This window comes from Neisseria flavescens, assembly GCF_005221285.1.
Lineage (GTDB): Bacteria > Pseudomonadota > Gammaproteobacteria > Burkholderiales > Neisseriaceae > Neisseria > Neisseria flavescens.
Map to the genome: position 1 here is coordinate 1,630,068 of NZ_CP039886.1, position 18,682 is coordinate 1,648,749.

Sequence of the window (18,682 nt, forward strand, 5' to 3'; positions counted from 1 at the left end):
CGAAAATCAAGTTTCAGACGGCCTGATGTTTATATGAGCATTTCGATAAACCCTATTATTTCAAATGTTTAAGAATTTAACTCTATTGAAATCTCAATAAATTAGAAATTATCTAATCTGTTTTATTGATGCTGGAAAAGATTTAAAAAGACTATTTTACCAGCATAACAAGGCTAACTGCTTGACCAGAATCTATCAAAAATTCAATCATAACCGTGATTATATCGTCTCGACTCCTGCTTATCTATCGACATTTCAATACCAAATTGCTTATCTTCAGGCAAATAAAAAAGCACAACATTTCGTTGTGCTTTTTCTTGATGAACCCACATTACTTGTTTTTTTGCGAACGAAGGTAATCCAAAGTTTTCAGCTGGGCAATGGCGGCTGCCAATGCTTTGTGCGCTTCAGCCAAAGATTTTTCGTCTCTGGCTTCAGAAACACCTGTTTCGGCTGCTTTTTTAGCTGCTTCAGCACGTGCCTGATCCATTTCTGTACTGCGGACGGCAACGTCTGCCAATACGGTAATCTTATCAGGTTGTACTTCTAAAACGCCACCGGAAACGGCAACCAGCACTTCTTCAGCTTCACCCGGAACAGTCAAACGTAATGCTCCGGGGCGTACCAAACTCATAATCGGCTCGTGTCGTGGATAAATACCAAGCTCACCTTGAACGGTCGGAACCACCACAAAGCCGGCTTCGCCCGAATAGATGTTTTGCTCGCTACTGACCACTTCAACTTGCATGGTGCTCATGCCGGCCTCCTTAGTTTAAGGTTTTCGCTTTCTCAGCCGCTTCTTCGATGCCGCCTACCATGTAGAACGCTTGTTCAGGCAGATGGTCGTATTCGCCGTTCAAGATGGCTTTAAAGCCGGCGATGGTGTCACGCAATGCAACGTATTTGCCTGGAGAACCGGTAAATACTTCGGCAACGTGGAACGGTTGAGACAGGAAGCGTTGGATTTTACGGGCACGCATCACAGTCAGTTTGTCTTCGTCAGACAATTCGTCCATACCCAGAATGGCGATAATATCGCGCAATTCTTTGTATTTTTGCAGAGTAGACTGTACACCGCGCGCTACGTCGTAGTGCTCTTGACCCAATACCATCGGATCCAATTGGCGTGAAGTAGAATCAAGCGGGTCAACTGCCGGGTAAATACCCAAAGATGCAATATCACGGCTCAATACGACGGTTGCGTCCAAGTGGGCGAAAGTTGTCGCTGGAGACGGGTCAGTCAAGTCATCCGCAGGTACATAAACGGCTTGGATGGAAGTAATGGAACCGGTTTGCGTAGAAGTAATACGCTCCTGCAAACGACCCATTTCTTCAGCCAATGTCGGTTGGTAACCCACTGCAGAAGGCATACGACCCAACAGTGCGGATACTTCGGTACCGGCCAGAGTGTAACGGTAGATGTTGTCAACGAAGAACAATACGTCGCGACCTTTACCGTTTTCATCTTTTTCGTCACGGAAGTATTCGGCCATAGTCAAACCGGTCAAAGCAACGCGCAGACGGTTGCCTGGAGGTTCGTTCATTTGACCATACACCATGGCTACTTTATCCAATACGTTGGAATCTTTCATCTCGTGGTAGAAGTCGTTACCTTCACGGGTACGTTCACCCACACCTGCGAACACGGACAGGCCGCTGTGCGCTTTGGCGATGTTGTTGATCAATTCCATCATGTTCACGGTTTTGCCCACACCGGCACCACCGAACAGACCTACTTTACCGCCCTTAGCAAACGGACACAGCAAGTCGATCACTTTAATACCGGTTTCCAACAATTCGGTAGTTGAAGACAACTCATCGAATTTCGGAGCAGTTTGGTGAATGGCACGGCTCTTGTCGGTATCGATCGGACCTGCTTCATCAACAGGCGTACCCAATACGTCGACAATACGGCCCAATGTACCTTTACCTACCGGCACAGTGATTGGCGCACCGGTATTGCTTACAGACATGCCGCGTTTCAGGCCGTCTGAACTACCCATTGCAATAGTACGGACAACGCCGTCACCCAGAAGCTGTTGAACTTCCAGAGTCAGACCGTTCTCGTCCAATTTCAGGGCATCGTAAACATGCGGAATAGCGTCGCGTGGAAATTCCACGTCAACCACCGCACCAATAACTTGTACGATTTTGCCTTGGCTCATTATCGTATCCTAATTTCCTGTTCAGGCTTCAGACGGCATTAAACTGCCGCTGCACCTGCTACAATTTCTGACAATTCTGTGGTAATCGCGGCTTGACGCGATTTGTTGTACACCAAGCGTAATTCTTTAATGGCATTGCCTGCATTGTCGGTTGCGGCTTTCATCGCTACCATACGCGCGGCTTGTTCAGATGCCATGTTGTCGCTCAATGCCTGATAAACCACAGACTCTAAATAGCGGCGAACCAAATATTCCAATACAGCGATAGGACTCGGCTCGTAGCGGTATTCCCAAGCAAATGAAGAATGACCTGCTTCGTCGTCAATAACGTTTTCACCGATAGGCAGCAAAACTTCCATACGCGGCTCTTGGCGCATTGTATTGACAAAACGTGAGTAAACCATATGGATACGGTCTAATTCATGCTTCTCATAACGTTGGAAGATTTCGGTCAGAGGGCCGAGCAGCAATTCCATTTTTGGGGTATCGCCCAAATTGGTTGCGCTGGCAATAACATTCAAACCGATACTTTGGCATGCAGCCAAACCTTTACTACCCAGGCACACGACTTCGACTTCGATGCCTTGTTCCTGATACTCTTGAACTTGCGCCAAAAACTTTTTCAGTACGTTTGCGTTCAAGCCACCGCACAAACCTTTATCCGAGGTAATCAAAATGAAACCGGCACGACGCACTTCGTGGCGCGGCTCCAACAATTTGATACCATGATCGGCATTAGTCTGTGCAAGATGGCTCATCACAGTACGCACTTTTTCGGCGTACGGACGCGCTAAGCGCATCCGGTCTTGAGTCTTCCGCATTTTAGAGGTCGACACCATTTGCATCGCTTTAGTGATCTTTTGGGTATTTTGAACACTACGGATTTTGGTGAGAATCTCTTTTCCGACTGCCATTTCAGACTCCTTTCATCTCAATACTTATGCTTGGTAAGCGTAAGAAGATTTGAAAGATTTCATGGCTTCGGTCAATGCTTTTTCGCTTTCGTCAGACATTGCGCCTGATGCATTAATCGCTTCCAGAACCTCAGGATGTTGCGTACGAACGAAACTCAAAAATTCTGCTTCGAAAGCCAAGGCTTTGGATACCGGAACATCTGCGTAAGAACCGTTGTTGATCGCCCACAAAGTCAATGCCATTTCGGCAGTGTTCAATGTGCTGAATTGTTTTTGTTTCATCAATTCAGTAACCACTTCACCGTGTTGCAGCTGTTTGCGTGTTGCTTCGTCCAAATCGGAAGCAAATTGCGAGAACGCCGCCAATTCACGGTACTGTGCCAACGCCAAACGGATACCGCCACCCAGTTTTTTGATGACTTTGGTTTGTGCTGCACCACCCACGCGCGATACGGAAATACCGGCATTGATTGCAGGACGGATACCGGCGTTGAACAAGTCGGTTTCCAAGAAGATTTGGCCGTCTGTAATCGAAATTACGTTGGTTGGTACGAATGCTGATACGTCACCGGCTTGGGTTTCAATAATCGGCAATGCAGTCAGAGAACCGGTTTTGCCTTTTACTTCGCCATTGGTCAGTTTTTCAACTTCGTTTTCGTTGACGCGGGCCGCACGTTCCAACAGACGGGAGTGCAGGTAGAATACGTCGCCAGGATATGCTTCACGACCGGGAGGACGGCGCAACAGCAGGGAAATTTGACGGTATGCAACGGCTTGTTTAGACAAGTCATCGTATACGATCAACGCATCTTCACCACGGTCACGGAAGAATTCGCCCATGGTACAACCGGAGTAAGGAGCGATGTATTGCAGTGCAGCAGCTTCAGAAGCAGTTGCGGCAACCACGATAGTATGTTCCATCGCACCATGCTCTTCCAATTTGCGCACTACGTTGGCAATAGAAGATGCTTTTTGACCGATAGCCACATAAATACAGATAACGCCTGTACCTTTTTGGTTAACGATGGCATCCAATGCCACGGCAGTTTTACCGGTTTGACGGTCACCAATGATCAACTCACGTTGGCCACGGCCAACCGGAACCATAGAGTCAATGGCTTTCAGACCGGTTTGCATTGGTTGGTCAACCGATTTACGCGCAATCACGCCTGGTGCAATTTTTTCGATTGGAGCAGTCAATGTTGTGTTGATTGGACCTTTACCGTCAATAGGACGACCCAATGCATCAACTACACGACCAACCAGTTCGCGACCGATCGGCACTTCCAAAATACGGCCGGTACAGGTAACTGTATCGCCTTCTTTAATGTGTTCGTACTCACCCAACACTACGGCACCGACGGAGTCACGCTCCAAGTTCATGGCCAGACCGAAAGTGTTACCGGGGAATTCGAGCATCTCACCTTGCATCGCGTCTGACAAGCCATGAATGCGCACAATGCCGTCTGTAACAGAAACAACGGTACCACGGGTACGCACTTCTGCATTGACGGACAGATTTTCGATTTTGGCTTTAATCAAATCGCTAATTTCAGCAGGATTAAGCTGCATGAAAACTCTCCTAATTTGTCATAGTCGCATACAAAGCATTCAGTTTGCTTTGTACGGACAAATCCAAGACCTGATCACCCACTTCTACTTTGATGCCGCCGATTAATTCAGGGGCAACTTTAGCTACCACATCCAATTTGCTGTTGAAGCGTTTTGTCAGGATATCGGTAACATCGGCCAGCTGCTGAGAACTGAGTTCATACGCGCTGTAAACTACTGCCGATTTCGTATTGTTGTGTATCAAGGTCAAATCTTGATATTGGGCATAAATTTCCGGCAATACCAGCAAACGCTTTTGCTCGGCCAAAACGGTAATGAAATTTGCCAATTCGACATTTTTGATACCGACAAGACCTTTGAGCGTTTCTGCTTTTTCGGAAGCTCCCGTTTCCGGTTGCTCGATGAAAGCAATGACTTTCTCATCTTGAACAACCGCTGCGAGTTCTTTCAGTTCGCCCAACCAAGACTCGATTTGGTTTTTTTCCTGGGCCAGACTAAACAATGCTTTCGCATAAGGTCTGGCAATCGTTGCGAACTCTGCCATAAGATTACAGCTCCTGTTTTAAGGTACTGAGCAAATCTGCATGTTTGGAAGCATCAACTTCTTTACGCAAGATAGATTCCGCACCTTTAACAGCCAGTGTAGCAACCTGTTCGCGCAACACTTCGCGCGCACGGTTAACTTCTTGCTCCACGTCAGCTTTTGCTTGGGCTGCAATGCGTGCCGCTTCATGAGAAGCTTGCTCTTTGGCTTCTTCTACAATTTTTGCAGCACGTTTTTCGGCGTTGGCAACCATTTCGGTTACCTGATTACGCCCTTCGGCCATAAGTTCTGCAACTTTTTTCTCTGCCTGCTCAAAATCGCTCTTACCGCGCTCGGCAGCAGCCAAGCCCTCGGCGATTTTTGCGGCACGCTCATCCAACGCTTTGGCAATCGGAGGCCATACGAATTTCATCGTAAACCAAACCAAGCCAAAGAAAACTAGGATTTGCGCAAATAAGGTTGCATTAATATTCACGTTACTTAACCTTCGTATCCGGGTTAATCAAACAGGCCGTAAGCCTGTATCTGAACGGATCGCTCCGTCTTGATTACGCAGCACCAAACGGGTTAACGAAGGCGAACAACAGGGCAATAGCCACACCGATCAAGAAGGCCGCGTCGATCAGACCAGCGATCAAGAACAGTTTGGTTTGCAGAGGACCGATCAGCTCAGGTTGGCGGGCAGAAGATTCCAAGTATTTAGAACCAACCATTGCGATACCGATAGAGGCACCCAATGCGCCCAAGGCAACGATCAAACCACATGCGATAGCAATCAAACCCATTTTTAAACTCCTTAAAATAGTAAAGGTTAAACTACGAAAAACAAACTACGAAAAAACTACTTGATTAGTGTGCATCATGCGCTTGTCCGATATATACGAACGCCAACGCCATGAAAATAAATGCCTGCAAGGTGATAACCAAAATGTGGAAAATCGCCCAAGCCAAACCGGCAATCAGGTGGAACACAAATAAAATTGGATCCAAAGTTTCGATACTGCCGGTTGATGCCCATGCACCACCCAACAAAGCAATCAGCAAGAACACCAGCTCACCGGCATACATATTACCAAACAACCGCATACCGTGGGATACGGTTTTGGACAAGAACTCTACCAAGTTCAGCAGGAAGTTGGCCGGAGCAAGCATTGGGCCAAAAGGTGCGCTGAACAATTCGTGAATCCAACCGCCAAAGCCTTTGATTTTGATATTGTAATAAATACATACCAACAATACGCCAATTGCCAGAGCCAAAGTCGTATTCAAGTCAGCAGTCGGTACAACGCGCAACAGTGCATGATGATTACCGGTAATGCCTTGCCATGCCATCGGCAGCAGATCAACCGGCAACATATCCATGGCGTTCATCAGGAAAATCCAGACAAACAGGGTCAAACCCAAAGGCGCAACAGCTTTACGCGATTGTTCGTTGTGAATAATGCCCTTACACATGTTATCCACAAATTCGAACAAAATCTCAACAGCCGCCTGAAAACGGCCGGGCACGCCAGCAGTTGCTTTTTTGGCTCCACGCCACAAAAGGAAGCTGCCGATTACACCCAACAGAACGGCAAAAAAGATTGCATCAAGGTTAATGAACGAAAAATCAGCGATGTTTTTCAGTCCTTGACCCTGAGTAACATCCGACATACTGGTCAAGCTTTGCAAGTGGTGCTTGATGTAGTCGGCAGCGGTCATAGTTTCACCTGCCATAGTGTTTCACTCTCAACAATACTAAAAAAACCAAATGACTGACACTGAGTAACCCCAATAAGAATGGGAAAAATACCAGCGATTGATGCCATATCGCAAAAACGACCGACATAGATACCAGCGACAGCACTACTTTTAAAACCTCTCCACCGACAAACATTGAACTTTGCAGATCGGGATTTCGTCGGGAAAACTTTAAAAGTAAAACTGCAACTAGGGTAGGCAAAATGTACGAAAATCCTCCCGCTAAAGCAGAGAGGAGGCCGGGCAACCCGGAAAATAACGCACAAACAACTGAAATTATTAACAATACAATCACTTGCAATGGGACTATCCGATTCATTGTACTCCACACCCCAAAAACGCAAGGCAAATTAATATAATCAAGAAGTTTGTTAACGTCAAGCAATATGTTAATCTTTGTGAACCTTTCACAGATAAATGATTAACACATATAAAACAAATCTTTGCAGGAACGGAGTTTAACACAAATTACATGTTGCTACACAGATTTTACAGAAGATTTTGATTTGTATTGTAAGCATCTGTACGACCAGTCCTTTTATCAAAAATTTAGGCCGTCTGAAATTTTTTTTCAGACGGCCTGTTTATAAAACCGTTAAAACTCTTGATTGATGCCCAACTGCTTCAGCAAATATTCAAATGTTTCCGGTGTATCAAAATGCAGTACGATTTTGCCTTTCTTCTGATTGCTGGTTTTGACTTCTGCATTGACACCCAAACGCTCGGTCAGGGCATCATTAATGCGGCGGATATCCGGGCTGATGGTTTTGGCTGCTTCAGGCTTGGCTTTTTGATGCGCCAACTGGCTGCGACGTTCTACTTCGCGTACCGACCAACCGTTTTTGACGGCTTTTTGCGCCAACTCCAACTGGTCAACCACATGCAAGGTCAGCAACGCACGGGCATGGCCCATTTCCAGACGGCGTTGATAAAGCATTTCCTGAACCGGCTCAGGCAGGCTCAACAGGCGCAGGCTGTTGGAGATGGCACTACGGCTTTTACCGACGGCTTTTGCAATGGTTTCATGAGTCAGGCCGAATTCGTCGGCAAGGCGTTTCAAACCTTGCGCTTCTTCAATCGGATTGAGGTTTTCACGTTGCAGGTTTTCAATCAAACCCATGGCCAACGCAGTTTCGTCGCTGATGGTTTTGATAACGACGGGAATTTCGGTCAAACCGGCCAACTGGGAAGCGCGCCAACGGCGTTCGCCGGCAATCAATTCATATTGAGACAGACCACGCTCACGTACGATAACCGGCTGGATAATGCCTTGCGCTTTAATGGAATCGGCCAATTCCTGTAAAGCTTCATCATCAATTTGCACACGCGCCTGATAACGGCCGGGCTGAATATCGGCGATGGCAACCGTTGTCAGGCGGTCGCTACTGCTGCTGTCCACTGCATTGGAAATCAGCGAATCCAAACCGCGTCCCAATCCACCTTTTGCTTTTGCCATATTGTTTTCCCTTTCAGACGGCCTCATTGTTGAAATGACGTATTCTATCGGATATTGCCGCTTTACGACAATTTGAATCACGATGATTTGACTATTGCCATTTATTTACGGAGCGAAACCGCAAACACGCCCCTTAAAGCGTTGCTCAAGCGGATTTCTTCCGCATTTTCCAACATAGCACGCGTGATGTGTGTTTCCTTGATTGCATCCACACCTAAATATAGCTGTGGCTGCTTCAATACCGCTTGGCGCATTACCCCATTCAAAATATCCAAATCCAAAGACGGCGTGAGCCATTGTCCTTGATATTTGACGAACACATTGCTTCTTCCGCCCTCTAACAAAAGGCCGTCTGAATTGAAAAACAGGCTGTCAAATGCGCCCTGCCCTTCTGCCGTTTTCCATGCTTGGTCAAGAATGTCACGGCGTGTGGTTTTAAAACGGCGCAGATAATCGCGTTGACTTAATGTGTGTTCACTCAAGATAACGTATTGCTGCCCATCCAATTCGGAAACAGCCGCATGGCTCAATGCAAGACCGCCTGAAAACAAAGCGGCTTTGACTCTAAATAACCCACTTGGCAACGCATCTATATAGTGTTGAATTTGCTCTGCCGCATTTTCAGGCCAAGTCAGATTGAGCGCTTGTGCCGAAATTTTCAGACGGCCTAAATGCAAATCAAGCAAACGGCATTGTCTATCTTCCACACGCATGGTCTCAAAAATACCGAAATCAGGCCGCAATTCATTGAGGAAACGCGCCTTCCAACCACACTCGCGATATTCGGCTTCAGGATCGCTATCAATCACAATCCCCGAACCCACACCATAAACACCTTGATAAAGGCCGTCTAAAACCGGTTTCAGGGATAAGGTACGAATCACGACATTAAACACGCCTTCAAATCCCAAACCCATATCGCACGGATGCAAAAAGCCGATGCTGCCTGTGTACAAACCGCGCGGTTCGGATTCAAGAGACTCAATAATCTGCATGCTCATGCGTTTGGGCGCGCCGGTAATACTGCCGCAGGGGAAGGCTGCACGGAAAATATCGGCAACCGAAACATCAGGCAACGCCTGCGCCTCGATGGCACTGGTCATCTGCCAAACACTGCCGAAACGGGAAACTTTAAACGGTTCAGGCACGCGTACTTTGCCCGTTTGTGCGATTTTGCCGAGGTCATTGCGCAACAAATCGACAATCATCACATTTTCGGCGCGGTTTTTAGGGTCGTTTTGCAATTCAACGGCGCGGTGTTCATCTTGTCCGTCATGAAGAATCGGCGCAGTGCCTTTCATCGGCTCGGTTGTGATCAGGCCGTCTGAATCGATTTTGAGGAAAAGTTCGGGAGAAAAACACAAAGTCCACGCTTCCTGCCCTGCCCCGTCGGGCAGACAAGACAAAACGGCATACGGCACAGGCTGTCGCAAGCGGCGGTAAAGCTGAATCGGATTGCTGTAAGTTTGCAGGTGCAGGCGTACGGTGTAATTGATTTGATAGGTATCGCCGCGGCGGATGGCTTCGTGGATTTGGTTGATATGCTCGAGATAACCGGCTTCGGATACGGAGAATCGGGGAGTGGAGATACCTGCCTCAAGGCCGTCTGAATGATTGGCCAGCCAGCTTTCGGCATCGATTTCGGAACAAGTAGCAAACCAGTGCAAACGCAAATTGCTACTGCGCGCGGATGAAATATCCATCAGTGGCAATCCGAATTCGTAGTCTGCAAACAACACTGCATGCAGGCCTTTTTTCCAACCTGCCTGCAAAACATCATCCAACGACTCCAGTTCGTTATAATGAAAAAGGCAGCTTTCCACATGATTTTGATAGAGTTTTGCACGACCGCTTAATGCATCGTCGAACAGGGCGAAATAAGGCATGATGTATTATACAAATAGGTTGATTATACGCTGTTTTTACAAAAATTATCAGACAAACCGGAAAAAATTGCTTATATGTAATTTTATGTAGGCTAACACAGCATAAAGGAGTAAAATCAAGTCATACCACACCATATCATTTAAAACTTAATCGATAAGGAGACTTTATGGCAGACCACCAATTAGAACCGTTCGAGAATGTTGAACTGGGCGAGAAACAAGACCAGCTGCAAGTATTCGAAAAGGCTGTTTTGGAACACGAAGGACGCGGCACTGACGAAGATTCCGGCAGTGCACCGCTTCCTGCCAACTACCCGTACAAACAACGTATGCGCCGCTCTGTTTACGAAAAAGAAAAACAGAAGCTGCAAATCGAATTGTTGAAAGTACAAAGCTGGGTTAAAGATTCCGGTCAGCGTATCGTCAGCCTGTTTGAAGGCCGCGACGCAGCCGGTAAAGGCGGTACCATCAAACGCTTCATGGAACACCTGAATCCGCGTGGCGCGCGCGTGGTTGCTTTGGAGAAACCAACCACTACCGAACGCGGCCAATGGTATTTCCAACGCTACATCCAAAACCTGCCGACCGCAGGCGAAATGGTATTCTTCGACCGCTCATGGTACAACCGTGCCGGCGTAGAACGCGTAATGGGCTTCTGCGAACCTAACGAATACATGCTTTTCATGCGTCAAACCCCTGAATTGGAGCGTATGCTCGTTGCCAGCGGCATCCATCTGTTCAAATTCTGGTTCTCCGTATCCCGTGAAGAACAACTCCGTCGCTTCATCTCCCGTCGTGACGACCCGCTGAAACACTGGAAACTGTCCCCTGTGGATATCCAGTCGCTCGACCGCTGGGACGACTACACCGAAGCCAAAAACGCCATGTTCTTCCACACCCACACCGGCGACGCGCCTTGGGTCATCATCCGTTCCGACGACAAAAAACGTGCACGTTTGAACTGTATCCGCTACTTCCTGCATCAGCTGGACTATCCGGGCAAAGACGTGAAAGCCATCGGCAAAGTGGACGAGAAAATCGTTTTGGTTCCCGATACACGTTACAAAGACAAAACTGTCGAACTCGGACACGATTAATTTGTAACATTACCAAAGGCCGTCTGAAATTTCATCTTTCAGACGGCCTTTTCTTAATCCTCGCGATTCCAGTACGTTTTTTGTGCGAATACCAATTTATTGTCAGTGAATTTCACACTGTCCAAATTCAATGCCCAAACATCGCTTCTCATCACTCTGGCAGCAGGATGCGCTTTGTAATACAAAGACTGCGCCACTTTCAAATCCGCTTCATCTTCAATCAAAGCGGCGGTCGCCGCAAACTGAATGCCGCTGATTTTCGTGATGCTGTCAGGCTGTCCGGCAATGGTACCGGCTACTTTGGCAGAGCGGCTCATTATTCCGCCATGCTTCGTTTTCAAAGATGTCAGCACAATCAATCGGGCATTCGCCTCGTCAAATACATAAAAACAGCAAGCCGCCCAAACTTCGCCCTCTTCCGCAGCAGCAATACTGACTACATGATGATTGCTCAAAAACTTCACTATATTGGCAGGAATCGTTTGCATGGTTTTTATCTTCCTTCTCAGTAAACGTAATTATGCCCAGGCCGTCTGAAACATCATCCCTGCCAGCGCGGCACATCGTTTTGAATGATGCCAAACAAGTCCAAAGCATGAGAGACGCTGTGTGTAATCATATCTTCAATGGATTCGGGCTTCTGATATAAAGCCGGAACGGGAGGAAACACAATGCCGCCCATCTCTGTCACGCGGCGCATATTTTCAATGTGCGCCAAGTTTAACGGAGCTTCACGTACCATCAACACCAACTTGCGCCGCTCTTTCAACGTTACATCCGCCGCACGGCTGAGCAAATTATCGGCAAATCCATGGGCAACCGAAGCCAAAGTTTTCATTGAACACGGCGCAATCAACATTCCATCCGTCAAAAACGAACCGCTGGCAATACTTGCCCCGACATTACGGACGGAATGCACGACATCCGCCAAAGCATAAACGTCTTCTTTGGTGTAATCCGTTTCCAAAGCGCGGGTCATCTCCGCCCCTTGCGAAACCACCAAATGCGTTTCTACCTGATGCTCACGCAAAAGCTGCAAAGCTTTCACGCCATACTGAAAACCGCTGGCACCGCTGATGCCGACAACCAAACGCTTCATTGTATTTCCCTGTCTCGTCCTAAAGATATAGTGGATTAAATTTAAACCAGTACGGCGTTGCCTCGCGCCTTGCCGTACTATTTGTACTGTCTGCGGCTTCGTCGCCTTGTCCTGATTTAAATTTAATCCACTATAAATGAAAGTCAGATTCTCAAGACGAAAAAATAACCGCTAAAAAGCGGTTAGATTTTCTAATGTGGTGCCGACAGCGAGATTTGAACTCGCACAGCCTACGGCCACTACCCCCTCAAGATAGCGTGTCTACCAATTCCACCATGTCGGCATAAATCAAATTGTCTTACTGCTGCTGAGGATTCGGTGCAACAGGAGTTGTATTGTTTTGTGCAGGCGTTGCAGGCTTAGGAGCTTGCTGGGTCTGCTTCACATCGCTGAAGTCTAAACCGTGCTTACTGGAGTGGGTGTGAATATACACCATCGCCATGCAGGTCGCAAAGAAAAATGTTGCAGCAATGGCAGTCGAGCGGCTGAGGAAGTTGGCATTACCGGCAGAACCGAATACGCCTTGCGCGCTACCGCTGCCGGAACCGAACGTTGCGCCGGCATCCGCGCCTTTACCGTGTTGCAACAATACTAACACGATTACGGCTAAAGCGGAAATAATATTAATGATCCAGATAAGGGTTTTAAAGGCTTCCATATGTTTTCTACGAGGCTTGTGCTGCGTTGATGATGGCGGTAAAGGAGTCATATGATAATGACGCGCCACCAACCAATGCGCCGTCTACATGAGGTACTGCGAAGATGTCGGCCGCGTTATCCGCTTTCACACTTCCGCCGTAAAGAACGCGGATTTTAACATCGCTTCCGCACAAAGACAAGATTTCTTTGTAGATAAATGCGTGCATATCGGCGATTTGTTCGACGGTGGCGACTTTGCCTGTACCGATCGCCCAAACCGGCTCGTAGGCAACGGCGATGTTTTTGGTGTTCAAACCTTGCAGAATGGAAAGTTGGTGGGCAATGACTTCGTGTTCTTTACCGGCTTCGCGCTCTTCCAAGCTTTCGCCGACGCACAACAATGGAATCAGGCCGACGTTGAGGACGTTTTCCATTTTGCGGCGTTGGATTTCGTTTTTCTCGCCGAAATAAAGGCTGCGCTCGGAGTGGCCGATGAGAACGATGTCTGTACCGATGTCGGCAAGCATTTCGGCGGACACTTCGCCGGTGTATGCGCCGTTATTCGGGAAACGGCTCACGTCTTGCGCACAGGTCAAGATGCGGTTGTTGAGGACTATCTGCATGGCGTTGTGCAGTTGCAACAGATAAACGGTCGGAGCGGCCAGGCCGATGAGGACGCGTTCGGCGGTGGGCATGATGCGGAAGCGGTGCATAAGCGCATTGTTGTTTTGGAGTCGGCCGTTCATTTTCCAGTTGCCGATAACCCATTTTTGGTCCCACATTCCGATTTGGTGATACATCTTTATTGCTCCGTGTGTTGGTTGTTGCTTGCTGTAGCGTCGTGTAATGTGAAAGTTTAGTGGATATATGTGCGCTTGGCAATTATTAACGAGCCTCCGGGGTCGTCTGAAAGATGGCACACTCTCCGACAAGGATTTATAATGTACGCTTCGATAAAATTAAGAATTGAACGGAGCACAAATATGGACTTTGAAAAAGCGCGTTTCAATATGGTTGAACAGCAGATTCGTCCGTGGGATGTCTTGGACTTCGACATTTTGGATGCTTTGGAGGAGATCGAGCGCGAACATTTTGTCGGCGAAGCTTTTCAAGGTTTGGCCTATGCGGATATGGAGCTGCCGCTGGACAACGGCCATAAGATGTTGGAACCCAAAGTCGTTGCCCGCCTGGCTCAAGGTTTGAAACTGAAAAAAGACGAAACCGTCTTAGAAATCGGTACAGGCTCAGGCTATGCAACCGCCCTGCTGTCCAAATTGGCCGGCAAAGTCGTCACTGACGACATCGATGCCGAGCAGCAGCAACGCGCCAAAAAAGTTTTGGACGAATTGGGCTTTGCCAACGTCGATTATGTGCAAAACAACGGCCTGACCGAAGCATCGCAAGGCGCTCCTTTTGATGCGATTTATGTGGGCGGCGCAGTAGACAACGTACCTGAAATTCCGAAAGAGCAACTGAAAGACGGTGGCCGTATGGTGGTCATTGTCGGCCGCAAACCGGTACAACGCGCACTTTTGCTGACGCGTAACGGCAATGAGTTTTCCGAAAAAGTATTATTCGACACCGTTGTAGCACACTTGGAAGACAAATCGGCCAATCCGTTCGGCGATTTCGATTTTTAAACAACAGGCCGTCTGAAAGTTTAGACGGCCTCATACTTTTACACCCTACCCCATGACCGACATCATCCAACTCTCGCCCACCGAATTGAAACAATGGCAGGACGAAGGCCGCGCATTTCATCTGCTCGACGTCCGCACCGATGAAGAACGCGCCATCTGCACCCTTCCCGCTGCCATTCACATCCCGATGAACCTCATCCCCCTGCGCCAAAACGAGCTTCCCGACGACGATTTGCCCATCGTCGTTTACTGCCACCACGGCATCCGCAGCCTGCACACGGCAATGTATCTAGAAGATGCCGGATTTGAAAACCTCTACAACCTGCAAGGCGGTATTGATGCTTGGGCAATGCAGGTGGACAGCAAAATGATGCGGTATTGAATCGGCTTTATCAATAAAAGGCCGTCTGAAACAGGATTTCAGACGGCCTTTTTCAAACCTTTCTGCTTACACTTGTAAGCTAGCGACAAACTGCTGTACGGCCGGCACAGCCAAAATCAACAGCAATACCAGTACGGCTTTTTCCATACGGTTGAACTGACAACTTCCGTAGTGTTTCTTTTGCGAATAGAGAAACAGCAATACGCCGGGCAAATAGAGCAAGACTGAAAGCAGCAAATATTCCGTGCCTGCCGCATAGACAATCCAAGCCGCATAAAGCGTTGCTGCCGCGCCGATAAGACGGTATTTTGCCGCAGCCTTTTGTGTCAGCGATAATTTGAGCAGATATGCACCAATTAACAGATACGGTATCAAAATCATGGAAGTCGATACCATCAGCAAGGCAGAATAATCCTCACCTTTTAACCACACCAGCAATAGGCACAACTGCACGGTCAAGGTGGTAAACATCAACGAACCCTGCGGCACTTCGTTTTTATTCAACGGGATAAACGATTTTGGAAATGCACCGTTTCTCGCACCCATGTGCGGAATCTCGGTCGCATACAGCGTCCAGCTTAAATAAGACGACAGCACAGACACAATCAGGCAGAAAGAAATCAGCACTTTACCCCAAGGGCCGACCATGTGCGCCAACACGCCCGCCATAGACGGATTAGCCATTGCTGCAATATCCACACGAGGCAAAATGCCTTGAGCCAAGACAGTAATTGCCACATACATCGCCAGCGTCAAGCTGACTCCGATAATGGTTGCCCGACCGACATCAGCACGACTTCGCGCATGCTTGGACAAAACCGCCGCACCCTCAATACCGGTAAACACCCACAGCGTAATCAGCATTGTGTTTTTCACCTGCGTCATCAGGCTGACATCAGGATTTTCAGGCGTAGCAAGGCTTGCCCCTGTCCAATCGGACATAAACACTTCGGTTTGAAAGAAATAGGCTGCCATACCGATAAATAAAATCAGCGGAAATACTTTGACTGCTGTCGCAATCAGGTTCACTCCTGCCGCTTCTTTAATACCGCGCACCACCAACCAGTAAATCAGCCATACAATTACCGATTCACCGACAAAAGCAGCAAATGTGTTGCCTTTACCGAAAATCACGCTGTCCGGCGTATCGACAAATCCACCTACTGCTTCAAACGCAACCACCAAATAGCCGACAATACCGACCGTGGTGCAAAGCCAATAGCCCCACGCTGAGAAAAAACCCATCAAATCGCCGAAGCCGTCGCGGGCGTACGTATAAATACCGCCATCCAATTCGGGCTTAAGTTTGGACAAGGCCGAAAATGACAGGCCGAGAAAGATAATGCCCACACCGGTAATCAGCCAGCCCAGCAGCAAAGCCTGCGAACCTGCAACGGCAGCCATATTCTGCGGCAGGCTGAAAATACCCGAACCAATCATGGAACTGATAACCAAGGCCGTCAGCGCGACCAAGCCGATTTGAGATTTTTGCGACATATTTATTCCTGATTTTTATAATTATGTGTTTGTGAAGCGACGGCATTACCGGCTTTTTTAGCCTGTTCTAACCGTATCAAAATATTATGCAGCCACTTTCAGACGGCCTTAAATCCTTGCGCCAACGCACGGATATGTTCAGGTGCGATACCGCAGCACCCGCCGATGATTTCAGCACCCAAATCCGCCCATTTCCTCGCCCACGCCAAATAATTTTCCGGCGTAGCATCGGCACGAATCGGATCCAAACCGTCGTTGGCCTCGTTCATCTGTCCTTGTACCGGTTCAAATGCATTGGCGTAAACACCCAGTTTCAGACGGCCTTGGGCTTCATGTGCCACTTTCAAAGCTTCCGCCATCACTTCAGGCTGACTGCAATTGAACAACATTGCCGCCGCACCTATCTCTACCGCGAAATCCGCCGCTTCGTGCACGTTTTCTCCCGAACGCAACACCGGTACATCATGCGGCATCGTATCTTCCAAAGTAAACGACACCCAAAACGGCTTACCATCATCAGGCAGACTACTGCGCCAGAAACGCGCTTCTTCCAAGCTGGATACGGTTTCTGCCAACCAAATATCAGCAAACGGCATCAAACCCGATATTAAAGGGCGCGCCAAAGCAGGTGCGACTTGTTTGTCAAACAAGTCAGGGCGGTAAGAACCGAACAACGGCGGCAGGCTTGCGGCTACTTTTGCAGCAGTCCCGCTTTGTTCCACCGCTTCACGCGCCAAACGGCCGGCCTGCCTTGCCCATTCGGCAGCTCGAGCATCAAAGCGCTCCTGCCCGATATGAAACGGAACAAGCGCATAGCTGTTGGTCGTAACTACTTGTGCGCCTGCGCGAAGAAAGTCCAAATGCGTTTCGCGTACAATCTCCGGCGTTTCCATCAAAGCCAAAGCAGACCATTCCGGCTGACGAAACGGTGCGCCGCGCCGATGCAGTTCACGCCCCATTCCGCCGTCTAAAATCGTTACCGTCATGATCGACCTCCAGTGATGATTTTTTTAAAATCGCCATTCTACGCTTTTTTAACTCCTTACCTTTAATCTATAAAGAATTAAACTTATGCAGTTTTGTTATATAAAAGGCCGTCTGAAACTGGGTTTCAGACGGCCTTTGCGATTATTTCACAAACCGTGCATCTGCCATAAACGGCCGTGTAGCCGCCGGTTTGGCGGAATAAAAGCGGGAGAAAGTGCTGTCGATTTTGGTCTGTATCGGTTTACCGTCCAATGTTGCCGATGCTTCCAATTTCACGCCACCGCCACTGGTTTCGCCCAATTTCATATTTGGGAGCATCAGTTTGGCAATATTGAGTTTCACATTTTCCACTTTGGCATCGGGAGACATCAGCTGTTTGCCGACGGGGCGGATTTTCTCACCCTCATCATGAGGCGCGGCACCACTGTTGTCATCAACCACGCCGATATTAATCAATCGTGCAGACGCCAAATCCATCTTGCCGTTTTTAACCGGAATACCGACAAACAGTTTTACGCCGCGATGAATGAACGTATTGTCCCGCCACTGAGTTTGGCCTTCTTTCGGCGGTTTAGTTTCTGCCGCCACCGAATAAGTGCGGCCCATAATCATCAATTTATAACCCGGAATTTTTTTCGCACTCAATCCATCGGTAATGTCTTCGACCAGTTGCGGCGCAGTCAGAGTTTCGTTTGCCAAAATACGGGCTGAAGTTTCTGCCAGATGGGCGGGCTTGCCGTCTATGGTCAATGCCTGTTCATGGCCGAAATCAGACGCAAATGCAGGTATAGCGGTCAGTGCGGCGGCCAATGCCAGAATACGGATAGTTTTCATTGCAGACTCCTGATAAAAGTATAATTGGGTTGATTACCCGATAAAATCCGGGCGATATTGATAGGAGTCGATATTTTTATATAAATGATATAGATTATTAAGAATATTTGTTCTTTAAAAATAAAAAAGGCCGTCTGAAACCCAGTTTCAGACGGCCTTATATATTGCGTTCCATCAGGGGCGCATATTCTTAATTCTTGTAAAGCCCCTTAACTCTAGCCAGTGAAGGG

General features: G+C 48.1%; 21 protein-coding genes, 1 tRNA gene and 1 pseudogene. 3 read left to right on the top strand and 20 right to left on the bottom strand.

Annotated features, from left to right (window positions below):
* Positions 1-331: 331 nt before the first annotated feature.
* From FAH67_RS08370 to FAH67_RS08420, 11 genes are all read right to left on the bottom strand, one after another.
* Complete coding sequence (locus FAH67_RS08370) at positions 332-757, bottom strand: F0F1 ATP synthase subunit epsilon (protein WP_004464474.1); 426 nt, start codon at positions 755-757, stop codon at positions 332-334.
* Between the two features lie 10 nt (positions 758-767).
* On the bottom strand, positions 768-2,165 hold the full coding sequence (gene atpD / locus FAH67_RS08375) for a F0F1 ATP synthase subunit beta (RefSeq protein WP_004464473.1): 1,398 nt from the start codon (positions 2,163-2,165) through the stop codon (positions 768-770).
* A 38-nt stretch (positions 2,166-2,203) separates the two neighbouring features.
* Positions 2,204-3,079 carry a F0F1 ATP synthase subunit gamma gene (gene atpG / locus FAH67_RS08380; protein WP_004464472.1) on the bottom strand — a complete coding sequence of 292 codons (876 nt, stop codon included), beginning with the start codon at positions 3,077-3,079 and terminating at the stop codon, positions 2,204-2,206.
* A gap of 24 nt (positions 3,080-3,103) precedes the next feature.
* Positions 3,104-4,651 carry a F0F1 ATP synthase subunit alpha gene (atpA, locus tag FAH67_RS08385; RefSeq protein WP_004464463.1) on the bottom strand — a complete coding sequence of 516 codons (1,548 nt, stop codon included), beginning with the start codon at positions 4,649-4,651 and terminating at the stop codon, positions 3,104-3,106.
* Positions 4,652-4,661: 10 nt separating this feature from the next.
* A complete protein-coding gene (locus FAH67_RS08390; protein WP_004464462.1) occupies positions 4,662-5,195 on the bottom strand; it encodes a F0F1 ATP synthase subunit delta in 534 nt (177 codons plus the stop codon).
* Between the two features lie 4 nt (positions 5,196-5,199).
* Positions 5,200-5,670, bottom strand: coding sequence for a F0F1 ATP synthase subunit B (locus FAH67_RS08395; protein WP_004464459.1), 471 nt, complete (start codon positions 5,668-5,670; stop codon positions 5,200-5,202).
* Positions 5,671-5,743: 73 nt separating this feature from the next.
* Positions 5,744-5,980 (bottom strand): F0F1 ATP synthase subunit C, encoded by a 237-nt coding sequence (gene atpE / locus FAH67_RS08400; protein WP_003676106.1) that lies wholly within the window; start codon positions 5,978-5,980, stop codon positions 5,744-5,746.
* Positions 5,981-6,044: 64 nt separating this feature from the next.
* Positions 6,045-6,911, bottom strand: a complete 867-nt coding sequence (gene atpB / locus FAH67_RS08405; RefSeq protein ID WP_004464456.1) for a F0F1 ATP synthase subunit A — start codon at positions 6,909-6,911, stop codon at positions 6,045-6,047.
* Positions 6,901-7,254, bottom strand: a complete 354-nt coding sequence (locus FAH67_RS08410; RefSeq protein ID WP_081451150.1) for an ATP synthase subunit I — start codon at positions 7,252-7,254, stop codon at positions 6,901-6,903. The genes atpB and FAH67_RS08410 overlap by 11 nt, the downstream gene beginning before the upstream one ends.
* A gap of 276 nt (positions 7,255-7,530) precedes the next feature.
* The gene (locus tag FAH67_RS08415; RefSeq protein WP_039863743.1) at positions 7,531-8,391 is read right to left on the bottom strand and encodes a ParB/RepB/Spo0J family partition protein; all 861 of its coding nucleotides are present in this window, start codon (positions 8,389-8,391) and stop codon (positions 7,531-7,533) included.
* 101 nt (positions 8,392-8,492) lie between these two features.
* Positions 8,493-10,277 (bottom strand): bifunctional chorismate-binding protein/class IV aminotransferase, encoded by a 1,785-nt coding sequence (locus FAH67_RS08420; RefSeq protein ID WP_004464453.1) that lies wholly within the window; start codon positions 10,275-10,277, stop codon positions 8,493-8,495.
* A gap of 167 nt (positions 10,278-10,444) precedes the next feature.
* Between FAH67_RS08420 and ppk2 the strand changes: the two genes are divergently transcribed.
* Positions 10,445-11,374, top strand: coding sequence for a polyphosphate kinase 2 (ppk2, locus tag FAH67_RS08425; RefSeq protein WP_004464452.1), 930 nt, complete (start codon positions 10,445-10,447; stop codon positions 11,372-11,374).
* A gap of 53 nt (positions 11,375-11,427) precedes the next feature.
* Here the strand turns inward: ppk2 and FAH67_RS08430 are convergent, their stop codons facing one another.
* From FAH67_RS08430 to tpiA, 6 genes and pseudogenes are all read right to left on the bottom strand, one after another.
* Positions 11,428-11,862: a PNPOx family protein gene (locus tag FAH67_RS08430; protein WP_004464451.1), complete on the bottom strand. Its 435-nt coding sequence runs from the start codon at positions 11,860-11,862 to the stop codon at positions 11,428-11,430.
* 53 nt (positions 11,863-11,915) lie between these two features.
* On the bottom strand, positions 11,916-12,473 hold the full coding sequence (locus FAH67_RS08435; RefSeq protein ID WP_004464450.1) for a UbiX family flavin prenyltransferase: 558 nt from the start codon (positions 12,471-12,473) through the stop codon (positions 11,916-11,918).
* Positions 12,474-12,495: 22 nt separating this feature from the next.
* Positions 12,496-12,608 (bottom strand): annotated as a pseudogene (locus FAH67_RS11880) (IS5/IS1182 family transposase); the annotation flags it as partial.
* Between the two features lie 62 nt (positions 12,609-12,670).
* Positions 12,671-12,756: transfer RNA gene (locus tag FAH67_RS08445), tRNA-Leu, on the bottom strand.
* Between the two features lie 15 nt (positions 12,757-12,771).
* Positions 12,772-13,131 (bottom strand): preprotein translocase subunit SecG, encoded by a 360-nt coding sequence (gene secG, locus FAH67_RS08450; protein WP_003683944.1) that lies wholly within the window; start codon positions 13,129-13,131, stop codon positions 12,772-12,774.
* Between the two features lie 7 nt (positions 13,132-13,138).
* Positions 13,139-13,912, bottom strand: a complete 774-nt coding sequence (gene tpiA, locus FAH67_RS08455) for a triose-phosphate isomerase (RefSeq protein ID WP_004464448.1) — start codon at positions 13,910-13,912, stop codon at positions 13,139-13,141.
* A 183-nt stretch (positions 13,913-14,095) separates the two neighbouring features.
* On the opposite strand from tpiA, the gene FAH67_RS08460 reads away from it, so the two are divergent.
* Positions 14,096-14,752, top strand: coding sequence for a protein-L-isoaspartate O-methyltransferase family protein (locus FAH67_RS08460; RefSeq protein ID WP_039863740.1), 657 nt, complete (start codon positions 14,096-14,098; stop codon positions 14,750-14,752).
* Between the two features lie 52 nt (positions 14,753-14,804).
* Positions 14,805-15,134 (top strand): rhodanese-like domain-containing protein, encoded by a 330-nt coding sequence (locus FAH67_RS08465; protein WP_003679997.1) that lies wholly within the window; start codon positions 14,805-14,807, stop codon positions 15,132-15,134.
* A 66-nt stretch (positions 15,135-15,200) separates the two neighbouring features.
* Here the strand turns inward: FAH67_RS08465 and FAH67_RS08470 are convergent, their stop codons facing one another.
* From FAH67_RS08470 to FAH67_RS08480, 3 genes are all read right to left on the bottom strand, one after another.
* Positions 15,201-16,631 (bottom strand): basic amino acid/polyamine antiporter, encoded by a 1,431-nt coding sequence (locus FAH67_RS08470; RefSeq protein WP_003679995.1) that lies wholly within the window; start codon positions 16,629-16,631, stop codon positions 15,201-15,203.
* A gap of 98 nt (positions 16,632-16,729) precedes the next feature.
* Entirely contained in the window at positions 16,730-17,617 is an 888-nt protein-coding gene (locus tag FAH67_RS08475; protein WP_003679992.1) for a homocysteine S-methyltransferase family protein, read from the bottom strand.
* A gap of 142 nt (positions 17,618-17,759) precedes the next feature.
* On the bottom strand, positions 17,760-18,452 hold the full coding sequence (locus tag FAH67_RS08480; protein WP_003679991.1) for a hypothetical protein: 693 nt from the start codon (positions 18,450-18,452) through the stop codon (positions 17,760-17,762).
* Positions 18,453-18,682: the final 230 nt, after the last annotated feature.

What these genes read in the sequence shown, in the direction of transcription:
- FAH67_RS08435 (WP_004464450.1), bottom strand. Translation starts at nt 12,473, where the DNA reads ATGAAGCGTTTGGTTGTCGGCATCAGCGGTGCCAGCGGTTTTCAGTAT.
- FAH67_RS08420 (WP_004464453.1), bottom strand. Translation starts at nt 10,277, where the DNA reads ATGCCTTATTTCGCCCTGTTCGACGATGCATTAAGCGGTCGTGCAAAA.
- FAH67_RS08480 (WP_003679991.1), bottom strand. Translation starts at nt 18,452, where the DNA reads ATGAAAACTATCCGTATTCTGGCATTGGCCGCCGCACTGACCGCTATA.
- FAH67_RS08465 (WP_003679997.1), top strand. Translation starts at nt 14,805, where the DNA reads ATGACCGACATCATCCAACTCTCGCCCACCGAATTGAAACAATGGCAG.
- ppk2 (WP_004464452.1), top strand. Translation starts at nt 10,445, where the DNA reads ATGGCAGACCACCAATTAGAACCGTTCGAGAATGTTGAACTGGGCGAG.
- FAH67_RS08415 (WP_039863743.1), bottom strand. Translation starts at nt 8,391, where the DNA reads ATGGCAAAAGCAAAAGGTGGATTGGGACGCGGTTTGGATTCGCTGATT.
- tpiA (WP_004464448.1), bottom strand. Translation starts at nt 13,912, where the DNA reads ATGTATCACCAAATCGGAATGTGGGACCAAAAATGGGTTATCGGCAAC.
- atpD (WP_004464473.1), bottom strand. Translation starts at nt 2,165, where the DNA reads ATGAGCCAAGGCAAAATCGTACAAGTTATTGGTGCGGTGGTTGACGTG.
- FAH67_RS08370 (WP_004464474.1), bottom strand. Translation starts at nt 757, where the DNA reads ATGAGCACCATGCAAGTTGAAGTGGTCAGTAGCGAGCAAAACATCTAT.
- FAH67_RS08475 (WP_003679992.1), bottom strand. Translation starts at nt 17,617, where the DNA reads ATGACGGTAACGATTTTAGACGGCGGAATGGGGCGTGAACTGCATCGG.
- FAH67_RS08430 (WP_004464451.1), bottom strand. Translation starts at nt 11,862, where the DNA reads ATGCAAACGATTCCTGCCAATATAGTGAAGTTTTTGAGCAATCATCAT.
- FAH67_RS08410 (WP_081451150.1), bottom strand. Translation starts at nt 7,254, where the DNA reads ATGAATCGGATAGTCCCATTGCAAGTGATTGTATTGTTAATAATTTCA.
- FAH67_RS08460 (WP_039863740.1), top strand. Translation starts at nt 14,096, where the DNA reads ATGGACTTTGAAAAAGCGCGTTTCAATATGGTTGAACAGCAGATTCGT.
- FAH67_RS08390 (WP_004464462.1), bottom strand. Translation starts at nt 5,195, where the DNA reads ATGGCAGAGTTCGCAACGATTGCCAGACCTTATGCGAAAGCATTGTTT.
- atpG (WP_004464472.1), bottom strand. Translation starts at nt 3,079, where the DNA reads ATGGCAGTCGGAAAAGAGATTCTCACCAAAATCCGTAGTGTTCAAAAT.
- atpA (WP_004464463.1), bottom strand. Translation starts at nt 4,651, where the DNA reads ATGCAGCTTAATCCTGCTGAAATTAGCGATTTGATTAAAGCCAAAATC.
- atpB (WP_004464456.1), bottom strand. Translation starts at nt 6,911, where the DNA reads ATGGCAGGTGAAACTATGACCGCTGCCGACTACATCAAGCACCACTTG.
- atpE (WP_003676106.1), bottom strand. Translation starts at nt 5,980, where the DNA reads ATGGGTTTGATTGCTATCGCATGTGGTTTGATCGTTGCCTTGGGCGCA.
- secG (WP_003683944.1), bottom strand. Translation starts at nt 13,131, where the DNA reads ATGGAAGCCTTTAAAACCCTTATCTGGATCATTAATATTATTTCCGCT.
- FAH67_RS08470 (WP_003679995.1), bottom strand. Translation starts at nt 16,631, where the DNA reads ATGTCGCAAAAATCTCAAATCGGCTTGGTCGCGCTGACGGCCTTGGTT.